This window comes from Paenibacillus campi, assembly GCF_034659835.1.
Taxonomy (GTDB): Bacteria; Bacillota; Bacilli; order Paenibacillales; family Paenibacillaceae; genus Saccharibacillus; species Saccharibacillus campi.
This window is the reverse complement of sequence record NZ_JAXSQZ010000008.1, coordinates 37,681-55,253: the sequence shown is the minus strand read 5'-3', so window position 1 is coordinate 55,253 and position 17,573 is coordinate 37,681. Positions and strand designations below refer to the sequence as shown.

Genomic DNA, 17,573 nt, shown 5'->3' with positions numbered 1-17,573 from the left:
AGAGAGTGTACATGTGTTGAACATGTACACCCCCTGGTTGATTTATTTTTGATTAATAATCGCATTAATTTTCGTTTGCGCATCGGTAGCAGCAGCTTGTGGTGTGCTTTCTCCCGTCAATGACAACTGCATTGCATTGTAGATCACTTGCGAAATTTCAGGCCATTGTGGGCTTGGTCCACGCGGTTCAGCCGTTTGCAAACTTTCCGCGAATACTTTCAGCTTCGGATTATCTTGCCAGTATGCGTCTTGTGCCAAGTCTTTGCGTGCTGGGAAATAACCGAACTTGATCAAGAACTGTTTATTCACATCAGGGGAAGCGACATATTTAATAAATTGAACAGCTTCATCGACATTCGGGCCATTCACAACGCCCAAGTTTTCGCCGCCTAGTACGGAAGCGTATTTCTGATCTTTTGGAATCAGTGCGATACCATATTTCAGATTAGGTGCATCGCTGGCGAGCGTTGGCAATTGCCACGGGCCGTTCAGCATCATCGCGATATTGCCTGCGGCAAATTGTTTTTCGACATCGGATTGTGTCCAGTTAATTACGTCTTTGCTCATCGATCCGTCTTGGATCAGATCGGTCAGCAAGCCGAGTGCTTTCGCGCCTGATCCATTGCCGATCGTATTATAGTTACCACCTGCGGACAACAGCCACGGCAGGAACTGGAATGTACCTTCTTCAGAAGCAGTCGCGCTTTGACCGAAACCTGTGACACCGTTGCCAGTCAATTTTTTGGCAGCAGCTCGTAGCTCATCCCATGTTTGCGGTGGTTTGACGCCTGCTTTTTGCAGCATCGCTTCGTTATAGAATAGCGCCAGGTCATTACTGCCGAGCGGAATACCATAAATTTTGTTATTGTAAGTTACCGATTTCCACGGGCCTGGGAAATATTCGTCTTTGTCTTTCCAGTCCGCCAGTTTGTCGGTAATGTCAGCGAACAGACCGAGTTTAGCGTAAGCCGCTTGATCCGGGTTATCGATAATGACGATGTCCGGTAGATCAGACGAGGCAAGACCGATCGACAGCCGCTTTTTAAAATCTGCGAACGGTACATATACCGGATCAACTTCGATATTCGGATTTTTCGCTGTAAAGCCGTCTGTCAATTTTTTCACTTCATCAAAGCGATCTTTGCCTTCCCAGTAAAACCAAAGCTTTAAATGTTTCTTCGCTGTGGAATCGCTGGAATTGGTTGCGCTTGCATTTTGACTCGAATTGCCGGAACCGCATCCTGCTGCAAGTAAACTTAATACGATTAACATACTGAGCAAAAATCCTAATTTCTTCACTACCATTCGCCCCCCTCGGTTTGTCTACACCTTTATCTTATAGCAATGAAAGCGCTTTTAAAATTTTAAATAGCTAAGAACATTGTATAAAATTAAGATCATTCTAACTAACTGTCTACGTCATATTTTTGTCTAACGATACAAATAAGCGATTCGTTTCGTTTGGAAAAGAATCGCCCTTATTACTATATGATTGTTTATCTGTGTAGCTTTTGATATTCAACTGGCGACATGCCGGTCACATCTTTAAATACACGTGAAAAGTACGTCGAATCCGAATAGCCGATCTGATTGGCGACCTCATACGCTTTTAGCCCGCTTACGATCAATAGCTCTTTTGCTTTGTTAATGCGCAGTTCTTTCACATACGATGAAAAAGACCGCTTCACTTCTTTATTAAACAAGGAACTTAAATACTCTGGCGTAATATGCAACATACCGGCAATCTCATCGAGTGTAATGCCCTGCTGGTACTGCTGATGGATCAGATGCAACGCCCTATTAACGGTCAAATTAAGCGATTGTACATGCGGTTTATGCATATTTAAAATCCAGCTTTTGATCGCTTCGAACACATCTTGCAATTCAAAACAAGTTTGTGATTGCAGTAGCCGCAACAACAGTTCATGCTGCTGGATCGCTACTTCGTGATGATGCATCTCTTTGGCTGCATGCGTAAGCGCTGCAAAAAAGTGAATATAAGCCTCAAACAAGTCTTGTGGTTGATGGATTTCCTTTTGACATTCCGCTACAAATTCGTCGAGATATTGTACAACTTCTGTCCCATTGGAAGCAATGATCGCCGCTTTTGCTTTTTGCTCTAAATGCAGTGGATAATGAAACGGTTTAGGCTGTAATTGCTCGATTAGCTGGCAGTGCATCGCTTGCTGATTACCGAGTACAATCGACCATTTTCGTAATTGCCTCAGCTCAGCGAGACATACTTTCAGCTCGTCCAAATGATTGATCTCGGCATAACAACAGATCGTTCGATCATCATATTGGTTGACCGCATCCGCCAAACTAGACAGATGACCTTGCAAATGTTGCTCATCCGGCACCTGAAACATCGCTACCATTTCCTGATAAGCAGGCAATTCACATAATGTATAGACGACATCCGGTTGCCGATCGAATGTTCGCTTCAGAAATGCACGTTGCTGTGCCGAAGCCCCTTCCCGGCAATCGCCCATATAGATGTTAAACACCTGGATCGGCGCTATGTCAAACCCGATCAACTGCTGTAACTTGGACACCATCAGTCCCAGTGCATCAGATTCACTTTCACTCGTCATAAAACGTTGCAGCATCTGCTGCATTTTCTCCGCACGATCGCTACCACGTATACCAAGCAAACCATCATATAACAGTTCCTGCTCCACTTTTTCCAAAATAACTTTCAAATCTTTCGCCGTAATCGGCTTTTCCAAATATTCGTACACTTTCATCTGAATCGCTTTGCGTGCATACTCAAATTCCGAATAGCCTGTCAAAATGACCGTTTTTGGCGTGATGCCTTGCTCGTTCAGCCGTTCCAACATTTCCATCCCCGTCATTAGCGGCATTTTAATATCCATAAACACAAGATCAGGTCGCAGCCGTTCAATCATTTCCAAACCAACCAAGCCATTTTCCGCTTCACCGACTACTTCATACGTGCTGCTTATTTTATGAATCAATTGTACAATTCCGTTCCTCGTCCGCGGTTCGTCCTCGACGACTACGATTCTCATTGCTGACCCTCCCCAGTTGATCTGTATCGTACTTAAACGGTATATAGACGCTACGTACAAGGCAGCCACAAACGGACTTCCGTTCCTTCGTTAACAGTACTGATTAACTCATATCTCGCTCGTTCTCCATAATACATGCCAATACGATCCAGCGCATTGCGAACGCCCATCCCTGATCGTTGCGACGGTACAGCATGAACAGGCTTACCTTGCAAAATATTGTGCAGCACTTCCGGCTCCATGCCGCAGCCGTTATCTCGAATTACGATACATACTATGTTTGCGCTATCGCTGCGCGCGCTTAGCCGCAATACCCCGCCACTCGATATGCCAGCAAATCCATGAATGATCGCGTTTTCAATAAACGGTTGCAGCAACAATTTGTAAATCGGCATTTGCAACACATCCGGCTCAATATCTAGCTCAAACGTAAACGAGGAGCAAAACCGATGCTGCTGCAAAAACACATACTGCTCAGTCCAGTTCAGTTCCTGTTCCAATGTCACCATTTTATTACTGTCTTTAATGCTATAACGCAAAATCTGTGCCAAACCTTGTAGCATTTCACTAATTTCATGTTCATCCTTTTCAATCGCCAGCCAATTGATCGAATCGAGTGTATTATACAAAAAATGAGGGTTGATTTGTGCTTCCAATGCACGAATTTCCGATTCTTTTTTCTTATATTCTGACATTTTCACTTCCGAAACAAGCTCATTGATCTGATTCATCATCCGGTTAAAACCAGCTGCAATCAGTGCCATTTCATCTTTGGAGTCTTCGGTAATTTGAACGGTTAACGTACCGGTCTGCGCCATTTTCATCGCCCGCAAAATAGTTTGCACCGATTTGGTTAAATTGCCTGAAAAATAAATAATCAATATAATCGAGAGCGCAATCGCCAACAATGTAATCGTAAGACTAATACGCTGCATCGTATACAGTTCACGGAACAGGTCTTGTTTCATCGTTATGTTTGTAATGCTAAAGTCGGTATTCGGGTCGGTATACGTATTGCTGATGGTGTCATTGTTCATAATCGTAGCGATCGGCTTGCCGATTAATTGTTCATCCGGTGCCGAAACGATCTGGTTTTGCTTATCAACTAAATAGTTTACACTATGAAGCTGGTTGTTCGCTGTCGTGCCGGCAGTTGAATTAATCGCTTCGGACAATACCGACTCATACAATGTAATGATCACCGCGCCAATTCCATCTTCATTTAATTGGAAATCGTTAAGTTTGCGTCCAATATGAAACATATAGTGCTCATTACTATTGATCGTATCCATCAACTGTGGCAAAGTGATCGTTACGATTTTTTTTTGCTGCATAATTTGTTCGTAAATCGGCAACTTCAAAATATTGCCTGCACCTGACCACAGGTTTTGGTAAGGAGAACCGGTTTGCAGATCATAACATACAAGCACACCGCTTTTAGTAAAAATACTGACACTACGAATGCCTTGTTTGGCATAAGAATAGCCGGACAATACATTCATCAAACGGTTTTTGTTTAGCTCCACATTCACGCCTGCATTAATGTTACGTACCAATTGCACAACTTGGTCACTGGAAAAGATTTGAAACAAAATATCCTCGTAGGAATCAAGCGTAATGTCCAAGCCTTTGGACGTTTGGATCAAGCTGTTTTGCACGACATGATTGATCTTCGTCTCCATCACTTGGGACGAGAAATAATACGATAATGCTTGTACGATGAGCACCGGGAGCAGACTTACATAAATAAAAGCGATAATCAGCTTTTTGCGAAAACCGGGTCGGTGTTTAAATAACCGTTTCATAGTTGTGCCCCTTTCCTCACCGACATGATTTTATTACATCATAGGAGAGAATCGTTTATTTGACTACTATCATCATACAAACATCATACAAACAGGGTGTTCCGAATGTCGCGTATGCTACGCGCTTCGGAACACCCTGTTACGTCAAGCGTTGCCGTCATGATTGGCTATTTTCAAATCACGTTTACCAAGTACTGCCGTTTGCTCTCAATTACACTAGACTACGGCTAAAGCGATGCATATAGCTTGTTCAAACCGTAGTATTCACATGTTACGATATCGCTTTAGCAAATCGCATAGCCTACATAACAAACGCGCTTATGATCGTCCGCCCACCGTTACACTGCGTTCATTCCAAATCGAGCTATCGCCAAAATCATTCGTCGCGACAACGCTGAAATAGTACGTGCCATTCGGCAAGTTTTTAATTTCATACGGGCTGGAAGTTACACCGGTAATCGTTTGATCTAACTTTCCAGGTTGTGTACCGTATTTAATTTTGTACGATGTCGCACCGTTAGACTCGTCAAACCACAATGTCACATTGTTGCCTGTCGCATATTCAGCATACAGCAGCGGTGAGCTTGGCACAGCTTCAGTTGTGAACAGATGAATCCCATTTCCGGCAGCTTGTGATTTGCTCAAATCTTTACTGTACGCGGTCACTCTCCAATAATACGTTGTACCGGATTTCAGCAAATTCGGTTCGACCGTATATTTGGTGTAAATCATCCGATCTCTAACGATAACTGGATCAGACATATCCGCATTCGGGGACACTTCCAGTTTGTAGAAGAACGCATTTTTGGATGTCTGCCAATCCAGTACAGCGCGAGTGGACACATCCAATGAGCCTGTTGTTGGGCCAATCAAGTTAAATTGTGCTGGAGCGTCACCTGGAATTTTGGTTGTAAAATAATTCAGCGGCCCGTTCATCGGTCTTTCGCCACTATCATTAACAGCGAACACTTTCCAATAATACGGTGTATCATTGTCCAGTGCAGTTGTCGGTTGATAGTACGCTTGCGAATTTGGTCCGAACTGTGCGGTATCACGGATGTTCGTAATGCCGGATACGTTCAGTACCGGATTGCTCAGGTCTTTGTTTTTGGATACGACCAAACGGTACGATGTAGCATTGTACGCTGGCGACCAGTCAAATTCCGGCTGTGTCGGTACATTTTGCGCATTGATCGATGGCAAGTATGGACCGAATTGTCCCGGTACATTCGGATTGCCAACGATAAATTGATATACAGCATTGTGACTTGCTGCTGTAGAGCCGTTAGCATTTACCGCTTTGACCGTCCAGTAGTATGTTGCACCATCATTCAGTGCGCTCGCAACGGTATATTTTGTATCGGTAATTCCAGCTTCATCGATAACTGGATTCGACAAATCTTTGTTCGCTGATACGATGACAGTGTAGCTTGTAGCACCTTGTGACGGTGACCATGTAAATGTAAGCGTGCTTGCTGCTACTTCGCCATCGTCTGGTGTCATTTGATGCAAAAAGCTTGGCGTATCCGTGGATACTTTTTTCACGATTGCAAACCATGTGTCATTTGCCGTCGCATTTGGAATTTCCAGTTTCAGATTGCTAGTCGACGCCGGTGTCGTGCTGAATTGGTACTGAAGTCCATTGTTTTCAGTATTCGTAATTTTGTAAAAATCGACTTTGATGTCTTGACCGCTATACGGTTGATTTTGCAAATTCAGGTAGATTGGGCCGTCTGCATTGTTTTTGGCAATAATAATTTTTGATTCGTTCGCGTCTGTACTTGCTGTCGCTGTGAAATCTTCGCCCATATTGGTCGATACGTTCACATAGTTGCCCGACATTTGCGAGAACATGTAATATACCCACCACATGCTCGTTCTTTGCGCGGAGTTTTGCGCTTTTTTGTTAATTTTGAGCAGATCGCTCATGCCGTTCCAGTTGTAGTTTTGCAAGCAGCCTTTAATATTTTGGGTAATGCCGACACGGATGACGTTTGCCATGCTGCGTGTCCAATCGGTTGGATTGGTAGAACCGGCATTATTTTCTTCCCAAATAATATATTTGCCGTTCGCTTGTGGATAGTCTTGCTGATAGCCGGACACTTGATTGACCCAGCTTTGTTGCTGGCTTAATGGTGCATACGTATTGTCTGTCCAAAATTCATGCCATGATGGGCCTTCGACAGTTAAGTTGTGTTGGCTAGCAAATGGAATGTACAGATCAGGAGCACCATTAATGCCGATTGCACCAGGACCAACAGCGGGTACAAATTCAGGATATACTTCCCGTACCGCTTGCCAAACCGCTTCATAAGTTGCCTGGTTACCTGTCCAACTTTCATTTGTCAAATCGGCAAAATCAGGTGTTGCACCGTTATCGCGGAAATATTGCAGTACGTCTTTGATGTACTGTTTGAACTCTGGTAAATTTGTCGGTGCACCGCCCCACGGGTTATTGTTCGGCACTGTCCAAGATGGGTGCATACCGAGCAGCATATACCATTTCAAACCGTTATCTTTGGCGCGTTTATACGCTTCCAGCGCTCTTGGTAAGACGCTCGATTCGTTTTTGTATTGATCCATGCTGCCATCGCCTACTGCTTGGAAGTTTTGCACCGGAATCGTTTCACGGTTAATGATCGGTCCAAGCAATGTCATACGGCTGTTAGGAACATCATAGTTCGGTGTCAAAATATAACCAAACATACTCGGGTCAACCTTTGTTGTCGGTTTGGAGAAATCGACGGTTACGGTTGGCGTTTCGAGCACTTGTACCGTTGTGGTGGCGGAATAATCGTCGCTTTTCGCGGTAATCGTCACTTTGCCCGCTTTTACGCCGGTGACTTTACCGGCATCATCTACAGTAGCGATCGATGTGTCGGACGAACTGTACGTTACTTTCGTTTCGGATGGATACAATTTCTCATCCGTTTTCACATCATACAATTTCGTTTGCACTACATTACCATTGTCGTTAACCGTATAGTTTTGTTCACCAAAGCGGATATTGTACACAGTTGGATTGTCAATATTCGTCCACAATGCCAGTTTGTCCAGATTGATCACATCGGAATTATCGTTGCTCGTTAATGCCGTGAATGCAATCGTATTGGAGCCTGGTTTCAGACTAACCGTTTGAATGCTGTCTGCCCAATCCTCCCATGTGCCTGTGCTTTTCAGCGTAACATTAGTAGTATTGCCGTCATTCACGATTAGACCTACCGTACGATCGGTTGGCCAGCCGCTCACTTCACCGGCTGAATAACGCAGTGCGATTTGGTAGTTGCCGCCGTTTTTAACATTAACCGTAAATGTCGTTTTGGCGGTACTGCTACCATCATAACCGGCAACGAATCCGGTTCCTGTATAACCGGTATGATTTGTCGCTACATTTGCCCCACCGGACAAGCTTGCATCTTCAGCTTGATAAACAGTCGCATTAGAAGGTACAGTGTTGGAGTCTGTAACATCAACTGTTGCACTTGCCTGATACGAACCGTATGTAGCCGACACTACGGTTGTACCTCCTTTAACGCCTGTAACAACACCTTGTGAATCGATGCTGGCAATAGTGTCATCTTTGGAAGCATACGTTACACCTTTGTCCAGTTTACCAGTGCCATCGTTATCATATTTAGCGATAACGGTAGTTGGCGCTGTACTACCTGCCTCCACACTCACTTGATCCGGCTGGAATTGAATCGACTGTACAGCAGCTTGATTTTGGCTGAACCAGTAGTATAAATAGTCGATGCAAATTCCGTTTTTCGTACCATTCGTCTCCAGAGCGATCGTATTGTCGCCTGCTGCAAATTGAACGGATGTTTTGAAATACTGCCAGTCATCCCATGAGCTAGTGCCTGGGAATGTCAATGTTTTCACTTTTTGCCCGTTCACATACAGATTGATAGAACGATCGTTATTCCAACCATTAACTGCGCCTGCAATATAATTAAATGCAAAATCATACGTGCCTGCATCATTTACCGATACATTATAGGTAACTTTAGCGTCGGCACTTCCACCATCCAATACCGCAAACCCTGTACCTGAATAAGCATGATCATCAGCGGTACGCGCACCGTTGGCATATGTTCCGCTTTCACCTTCAACCGATACGGCACTCGATGTCGCATCAGATGGTGGCTGCGGTGTTCTCGTTGCAGCCGCAAATACAGACTGTACCGGCAACATCGCCACGAGCAATGTCATGATCACCATAATGGACAGCGATGATCTAAATGTAAGCCTTCTCAAAATAACTCCTCCGATCATAATGATTTACTTGCTTCGTTATCGTTTCCACAACTTCGAATACAGCTGAGCATCATTACATTCGTTCAAGACATAAATTCAAGCATATCTCTTTACCATCGTCATCCAGTTGAGTTGCTTCTTGCTAATTCCACCTCCTCGTTGACTCCTATCAACAGATCATCCGAATGTCGGTGTAAAGCATGACTTTAAGCATAGATCATTAGACAGGATACTCAATTTCCAAAAGCAACATTGGATGATTTCATGTTTATCTTAGACTTGTGTAAGCGTTTTTATAACTTTGAATTTCTAAGATTTATGTACTTATTTAATATTTCCATTTAAAATTCATATATTTTTGGGTAGAATGAACCATTTTCTGGATATATTTGCAATAAAAATCTTATTTTTCATAAATTATTAAATAAGAACCCTTCGTTTCATATTAGCAGGGAATTTCAGCTCATTTAAGAAATTCTAATCGAGGCAGGACGTTTCGATCTGGTCGTTAAAAGTTAAAATGGTGTATGGCAAAACGATTGTTACACATAGTTGCTTAAATGAATGCTTACCGATCACAAATGCGATCGGTTACGGGACACCTCCCTGTTGAATTGGTATACTGGAGAAGGTTGCGGATCATATCCGCATAATAGGTATGCCAAATACAGAGACAACGATAGGAGCTGCTTATGTCTGAACAGAGTATTATCTTTTTCGATATTGATGGCACATTGCTGGATTTTAACAAACAAATCCCCGCTTCCACGAAGCAGGCACTTGCTGATTTGCGTGCGCAAGGTCATGAGGTAGCGATCGCTACTGGACGCGCTCCGTTTATGTTTGACCACATTCGGAAGGAACTCGATATCGATACGTATGTGAGCTATAACGGGCAATACGTCGTACTGCGCGGTGAGGTCATCTACCGCAATCCGCTCCATGCCGATGCGTTGATCCCACTAACCGAGAAAGCGATCGAGAACGACAATCCGATCGTGTACATGGATGCCGACGATATGCGTGCTAATGTACCGGAAGAACATGAATACATTACGACGAGCATTAGCACATTACAGGTGGACAAATTCCCGACTTATGATCCTGCTTATTATGAGCAGCGTGAGATGTACCAATGTTTGCTGTTTTGTCTGGAAGGTGCCGAACAGCGCTATGCAGCGGAATTTAAAGATTTCGATTTTATCCGCTGGCATCCGATGTCGGTCGATGTACTGCCTGCCGGCGGTTCTAAAGCGCATGGCATCGCCAAAATTACCGCAAAGCTCGGTTTTGCACCGGAACGCCAGTATGCTTTTGGTGACGGGCTGAACGATGTAGAGATGTTAAAACAGATTCATCATAGTGTAGCGATGGGCAATGCCGAGCCAGAAGCGAAAGCGGTAGCGCGTTATGTGACCAAGCCGGTGAACGAGGACGGCATTTTGTACGGCTTGCAGATGGTGGGGTTGCTCGACTAAATCGATCAGCGCGGACAGAACGAAGATGGACGATCAATAAACAGACGGGCTACTAATCAAACAGGGCAGCGATCGAGTTAGTGAGCGATCGCTGTCCTGTTTGATGTGGGGATCGTTTGCAACTATGTAACCAGCTTACCTTTGAATAAAAGATGACTGCGCTGTTTATCTGAATCTCTTTATAAACAGGCTACTTTTTCCGATATGACGAATAGAGGCAGATACAATAAATACAAATAGGTGCTCTGCCATCATCACAAGACACACTACACAAAAGGGGAACATTTCATGTCGACACATCCACACATCCACGATGACCAACACGGAGCACTACCAACTTATCCTAGTACCAAACGACTTCGTTTGGTTAGCTGTGCAAGCTTTACCCGGTTGTTAGCTATAGTTGGTGTTATGTTGCTGCTCTGTACCGCATACGCCAGCTTCATCCCATCCGCCAATGCGGATGCCAAAAGCAATACATACACTGCTGTGTCTCTTTACGTAAATGGCGAATTGCAAATTATGCCACAACTTGCCCAATTGCTGAACGGCGATACATTGTATATTCCGGTCAAACAATTGGATCGCATTCCAGGTATCACCGTCAATTATGGCAGCCCGCTCCGTCTAACCGGCAGCCGCAGCCATGCCACCGTCAACAGTACGAACTCATTTGTATATGCTGGCACTACGTATGTCAAATACAAAACATTGCTCGCCATTAGCGAATTGGACGGAAGATACGCTGCCAGCGCGTCAACACTGTTCGTCTGGACGACAGACAAAGGCAAAGCCGCTTCCGCCAAAATTTTGGACAATATTAGTCAGCTTCCAGCTGGCGCAGGCACACTGATCGGACAAAAAATATATCCATTTCACGAATCCGGCTCTTATTGGGTGACCGATGTAACTTACGATCCGGACAGTACGATCTATTATGTAACCGCCCGCAATTCCGGTGCGCAGGAAATTCATCTGAACAGCAACTATGCTGCATTTGAGTTTGTGTTAGCCTCCGCTTTAAGTCAGTTTCAAGATCGACTACGTGGCAAAACGGTTTGGTACGATAATCGCACTATTCAAGTCGAGAAGATCAACCATCTGGACAAGCTCGTCTTTGTCGGCTTTAAAATTGAAGATGACAATACGATCCGCGCGATCGTACGCAAAACGAACGGCAATCTGTATGCGTTCGAACTGGAACCGCATTATGAAGTCGTCGATATGCTTAACGAGCGCCTGTTTACGACCAATCCACGTTCTGTATACAAATGGAGCAATAAAGTATGGGATGCGATTACCGCAAATGAAGTATTTGTAGGCATGACGCACGAACAGGTTATTTTATCATGGGGTGTACCGTCTGATTACAATACGTATCAATCGGCAAACCTGACATATGAGCAGTGGATTTATGCGCATAACTATTTGTATTTTTGGAACGGCAAGCTTAGTTCGGCACAAAGTTTTTAGTGATGCCTCGTTGTCATAGAAGCAAGAGCGAGCAAGGCGGCAATAAGTAAAGAAGTGCCTGCGTTTGCAGTCAGCGTGAGTATACGAAAAAGACATATACCGGTATAAAGGTATATGTCTTTTGGCGTTGTGCTTGTTGCTGTACTTTTGACTCCTGTTGTCTCACGTTTACTTTTGCTGTTCCGCTTGTACGTTTGTTTCCATGTGCTTTATTTATCCATCCCTTATACCTTGTCTACAACTCCTTACTTCGGCTCCACTCCCCAGGCAAGTTTGCCTTGCTCATACACCGTCATTTTGCTCCAATCCGTCAATGAAGTGCCACCATACGAATAATCATTATTTTCATCCCAATTGCTCCAGTCTGTCGCATGAATTCGGGCATGCACTTCACCGCTCTGACCGCCAGCCGGAATATAACCAGCAGCATCGCCAAATGAAAATTCCACGTAGCGATTTGCCGCTGCATTGCTGCCATTTACAGCCGCAGATGCCGTCGTCACATTCGTTCCGCCCACATTCGCCCAATCGATAAACGTCTGATCGCCAGCTTTGCCGTCATTGTTAAAATAATAACGCACCTTCAGATCGCTTAATTTGACCGCTGTACTGCCATTGTTTTTAATATTAAAAATAGGACGGATCGCATTGTCGGCAGCATTATTGTCTGCGCTGCGATATTGCAGTACGAGCGATCCGGTTGTTGGCGTAGATGGTGTCGTACCGCCTGTGCCCGGATCAGGAGTCGTACCGCCATTGCCTGAGTCTGGCGTTGTGCCGGAGTCCAAATTTGTGCTGCCGGCACGAGTCTGTTCACGCACAAATTTGCCGGAAGCAGACAAATTGTTGGCGCTCCAACCGCCGGTTGAGCTTGCGCCTGGCAGCAATGCTGCCGACGATTCCGTTTTATCCGACAGCGACCAGTTTACCCAGCTAACACCACGGCTATTTAGGAAATCAAGCCATGTTTTGGATTCGGACAAATAGGGCCCACCATTACCGGAAGCATCGCTAGTGCCCCATTCTGTAACAAAAATAGCCGCTTTTTTCCCGAGCGCATAATCAAGCCGATCGCGCAAATATTGACCATGTGTACCAGCATAGAAATGCAGCGCATACAGCGTATTTTTATCCGGTAGCTGATTGTCCGCCGCATCCTGAACATCTTGACTCCATGTGCCCGTGCCGACAATGATCGGGTTGTCCGGGTCTTTGGCGCGGATCGTTTGCGTCACTTCAAGCGCATACGGACGAATTTGTCCATTCCATGTCACATTACCATTCGGCTCATTAGCAATTTCATAGATCACATTCGGCAGATTGCCATACAGCCCCGCCATTTCGCTAAAAAAGCTTTTCGCCTGTGCTTTATACGTATTTGGATCATTGTCGTACAAAATATGCCAGTCGATAATAATATAGACGCCCAGCTCTTTAGCGGCTGCGACCGCTTCTTTAACTTTGTTTGCTAACGATGGATTCGAAATGTATCCGTTTTCAGCAGTGTACAGCGCAACCCGGAATACAGAGATGCCCCAGTCATCACGCAACCATTTCATCGTATCCCGGTTCACATAATTGCCGTACCACTGCACACCGTGCGAGCTAATCCCGCGCAACTGCACCGGTTTGCCATTCGCATCAACTAACTTACCGTTAGCGACCGACAATTGTCCATGCGCTGCGACCGGTGTCGTTGCCGCCGCTGCCGGTGCAGGCATTGCCGACATGCCTAGCGATAATGCTAGCACGGTTGCCGACGCACCGGCAGTCCACCTTTTCCATTGTTTGATCCACATCCTGAACACTCCTTTTCAGCTTGAATGGCTTGGTGCTTGTGAATTGTTGCTTGCGAATTGCAAATGATGATCGAACATTATTCTGTTACCAAAATAATTGCATATTATTCATATCCCTATCCATTGTTTGGCGAAGCATTGACTATACATCTATATTATAACCAAAATAATACACTTTTGTAATAAAATAAATATAATCATCCCAAACTTGTTAACTTCTCAACATAGACTGCAAACAACCGCAGACGATACAGCTACTTATCTGCGGTTGTTGCGTTTCCATAAATGAACAAGACTCACTGTAACAAATATAGCGAGCACTAGGAAAATCATTCCTAATCCTTGCAGCACTGAATAGACAATTCCCATCCTCGAAAAGCTCCTTTGCGATCAACATCCGGTCGCTGAACAGGCTTCCGCCTTAACGTCATCGCCCCGTCTGGATCATGCATTATTCACCCTATCATAGCATAGTTGATCCGCTGAACCGAGGCGTACTGCCCGTAGTTAGTAAGCACATATTTAGGTTGCTAAGCTTCTGCGCTACGATAAACAGGTGAACAAAGAGCCTGCAAGTTTATATGGAAAAAGATATTGTTTTGCCGCATCATGATCGCTCGCTTTCCGGTACATTGGCAATTAGCTCGCAACTTGGCAAATCATCATGCATACTAATATGTCCTATGGCGATACGATCATCGCGATCCCTCACCTAACTGCTGTTTACGAAATTGCCTATTTCGCCAACAAACCGAGTCTCCCTTTGGCACATTAATCCAAGGAAGACCCGATTCATCGATTACAACACAATATCAACCATACTCGTAGCTAATGATGCCCAGCCGACTTAAAGCCCACACCATCTAGCTACTGTACCTGTACCTGTACCTGTACCTGTACCTGTACCTGTACCTGTACCTGTACCTGTACCTGTACCTGTACCTGTACCTGTACCTGTACCTGTACCTGTACCTGTACCTGTACCTAAATTATTTTGCCATCAACTCCTGTATTTTACCAACTACTATATAGTACCAATTGCAACTTACGGCGCAATCCCCCATACCAGATTGCCATCCTGATACAGTGTTACTTTATTCCAGTCTGCATACGTTGTTTTGGTCGGATCGAATGAATAGTCATTGCTTTCATCCAATGGAGACCAGTCCGATTTTGCCATCCGCAGCTGAATTTCTCCGGTGCTCGCACCCGGTTGAAGTGTTCCGGCAGAAGCTGTAAAGCCAAGCTCTACATAGCCATTGCCAAATGTACGGGTAATGTTATCTTGACCGATCTGTGCCCAATCGATCCACGAACTCATCGCCTGTCCACCTTCCACGCTAAAATAATAGCGCAGCTTCAGCTTACTCAAATCGACCGCTGCTGTACCGTTATTTTTAATGTTAAAATAAGGCTTGATCTGTGCATCAGTAGCATTGATATCCGCAGCACGATACTGTACGACCAGATCAGATGTCGTTGGCGTTGGCGGCGGCAGCTCAACCGCTGTCGGCTTTGCGCTCACGGCAGCGGAATCACCGCTGTTGCCGGTAGCATTCGTTGCACTCACTTTGTAATAATAGGTCGTACCATTGACGACATTGTTATCCGTATACAGCGTTGTCGTCACATTGCTACCGATCGTTGTAAACGAACCGTTCGCATCTGTAGCACGCTTAACCGTATAACTGGTCGCACCCGTCACAGCCGTCCAGTTCAATTTCACCTGTGCATCACTAGCCGTTGCTTGCACATCTGTTGGCTTACTTGGAACGGAAGTGGTCGGCGGTGTTTCCGGAGTCGTTGTACCGCTTGTTGTCAGCACAGGGAATGAGTTGTTAACGAGCATTACGAATTGATCATGGAACCATGCACCAGAGATGGGCGCATTCGGCAACGCGCCTGTCAGTACGCCATCCGGTGTCGTATACGTCGGATCACACATCCGGTCAAAACCTTTGCCTTCATTGTTCGGGATTAGCGAGCTGGAACCATCGGATTCACCTGGAGGTTTTACCCATACATAAGCGTCCAGATGAGCGGCTGGCGCAGCGGTTGGCGGTGTACCGATACCGGCACCGCTCACATTACACCAGTTCCCACGGTGAGAACGACGATCTACACGTCCCGAATTTACGTATGAATTGATATCACTACCTGCAGCCATCGTCGGGCGATCCGGTCCGCCCCAGCCATTACGCCCCGTATCGATCAGCATACCGATACTGCTTGGGAAGCCTGCATTCACAAAGTCGGAATAGAGCACGCTCGTAAAATCCGCTTCATCAAAATACGGATTCCATTCGTAATATTTTGCCGACTTGATCGGCTGTCCGCCGACATTTAAATCCGGGTTCGGCAAATTCGGCTCATTGAGCGGTGTCGTATTGGCGGTATTGGTCACAAAACCGTCCACACTTGCCAGACCGGCGGTAGTGCCACCAACGACTGTTTTGTACAGGCTAACCGCAGCGGTACGGTTGTTATCCCAGCCCATCCAGCCCGAGTGACCGATGTCCAGATAGTTGTATGTGTTAGGAATAGCATGCAGCTTGTCCAGCGCATATTGGATACCAGACACATAGATGCCGCTCGAATTAGCTGCCGCACAGCGTGCATCGTTCAAGTTGGTCACCAGGTTAGGCAAACTGTCCGGCTCGATTACGTTGACGATACGGATGTCTTTATATTTCGGATTAGCAAATACCGCTGCAATCGCATCGATATATTCGGTTTTGTAACGCTGCAATGCCGCCTGCGTCAACGGCAATTCACCGTTAGATGCAAGTGCATGACAATCACGTCCAGGCAGATCATAAATGACGAACATGGCGGTAATCGGCGTATTGCCTTTCTTTTGTGCCAATGCTGTATCCAAATGCTGCTCCAAACTCAGTCGTCCCGCATTAGCTGTACCGCCAGCGAGCGCATCGATCCGATCGAGCCAGACGGCAGTTGGATAGGATTTGACGGTTGCCATTTTCGCCTTGAGCGTTGCATTTGTCACTTTGGCAATCGAGCCATCGACTTCTTTGGCATAATCCGGATTAATATATGCAGTAGCGCCGACAAACGGATTGTCCACATGCGATTCCGCATAAACCGGTGCAGCAGTCATAGCAGGCAGCAAACTTCCAGCCAATAACGATACAGCCATCGTATACTTAAATCCTTGCCAAAATCCTTTGTTCGACTTCAATCCATTCACCTTTCTTTCGTTTTAATTTTGTTAAAGTAAGCCGTTCGCTTCAAGTAAGCGTTTTCGATTCGTCTGACAGCTTACTGATTCCCCTTCTGAATCACCTCCTTATACCATCGATTATACGAAAGCAATATTTAGGTGTATATTTCAAAATATGGATTTTAATTTCCATTTTTAATTTCTGTCGTTTAAAATAGACATTTTTGTTATATGGAAAATTTTTCTATATATATTTTAATTTCCGGCTAATCGACTGGCTCGTGTAATTCATTTGCCAACAAACGATTCATAAACAAACACGCTCGGACATGCAAAAAGACCAAAAGTTTCCTTTTGGTCTGATTTAAGTTCTGCTTGTTTGGTTTATGTTTATTTTGTGCAAATTAGCAAATGCACATAACGAGAGCGCAATTGTCGCAAATGAATGATGGGCACACATCCAGATTAGCAGTATGTTTCTTCCTCATTTCACTACTTTAGCAAGTTGAAGCTCATCTAGCGAATATAACAATTCGGTTATAAAACAT

Annotated in this window: 8 protein-coding genes; 2 read left to right on the top strand and 6 right to left on the bottom strand. The window is 45.0% G+C overall.

The features are described from left to right. Positions 1-42: 42 nt before the first annotated feature. The 4 genes from U1I11_RS17470 to U1I11_RS17455 all read right to left on the bottom strand — a co-directional run bounded on the left by U1I11_RS17470 (position 43) and on the right by U1I11_RS17455 (position 9,094). The gene (locus U1I11_RS17470) at positions 43-1,299 is read right to left on the bottom strand and encodes a sugar ABC transporter substrate-binding protein (protein WP_322907411.1); all 1,257 of its coding nucleotides are present in this window, start codon (positions 1,297-1,299) and stop codon (positions 43-45) included. Positions 1,300-1,496: 197 nt separating this feature from the next. Next, positions 1,497-3,032, bottom strand: coding sequence for a response regulator transcription factor (locus U1I11_RS17465; protein ID WP_322907410.1), 1,536 nt, complete (start codon positions 3,030-3,032; stop codon positions 1,497-1,499). A gap of 50 nt (positions 3,033-3,082) precedes the next feature. Beyond that, positions 3,083-4,837 (bottom strand): sensor histidine kinase, encoded by a 1,755-nt coding sequence (locus tag U1I11_RS17460; RefSeq protein WP_322907409.1) that lies wholly within the window; start codon positions 4,835-4,837, stop codon positions 3,083-3,085. A gap of 318 nt (positions 4,838-5,155) precedes the next feature. Beyond that, the gene (locus tag U1I11_RS17455) at positions 5,156-9,094 is read right to left on the bottom strand and encodes an Ig-like domain-containing protein (protein WP_322907408.1); all 3,939 of its coding nucleotides are present in this window, start codon (positions 9,092-9,094) and stop codon (positions 5,156-5,158) included. 692 nt (positions 9,095-9,786) lie between these two features. On the opposite strand from U1I11_RS17455, the gene U1I11_RS17450 reads away from it, so the two are divergent. Further along, a complete protein-coding gene (locus U1I11_RS17450; RefSeq protein WP_322907407.1) occupies positions 9,787-10,572 on the top strand; it encodes a Cof-type HAD-IIB family hydrolase in 786 nt (261 codons plus the stop codon). A 288-nt stretch (positions 10,573-10,860) separates the two neighbouring features. Then, positions 10,861-12,045 carry a hypothetical protein gene (locus U1I11_RS17445; RefSeq protein WP_322907406.1) on the top strand — a complete coding sequence of 395 codons (1,185 nt, stop codon included), beginning with the start codon at positions 10,861-10,863 and terminating at the stop codon, positions 12,043-12,045. A gap of 245 nt (positions 12,046-12,290) precedes the next feature. On the opposite strand, the gene U1I11_RS17440 is transcribed toward U1I11_RS17445, so the two are convergent. Together U1I11_RS17440 and U1I11_RS17435 are read right to left on the bottom strand one after the other, a co-directional pair. After that, entirely contained in the window at positions 12,291-13,844 is a 1,554-nt protein-coding gene (locus tag U1I11_RS17440) for a cellulase family glycosylhydrolase (RefSeq protein WP_322907405.1), read from the bottom strand. A gap of 1,045 nt (positions 13,845-14,889) precedes the next feature. Further along, positions 14,890-17,001, bottom strand: a complete 2,112-nt coding sequence (locus U1I11_RS17435; RefSeq protein ID WP_322907535.1) for a glycoside hydrolase family 6 protein — start codon at positions 16,999-17,001, stop codon at positions 14,890-14,892. Positions 17,002-17,573 lie beyond the last annotated feature (572 nt).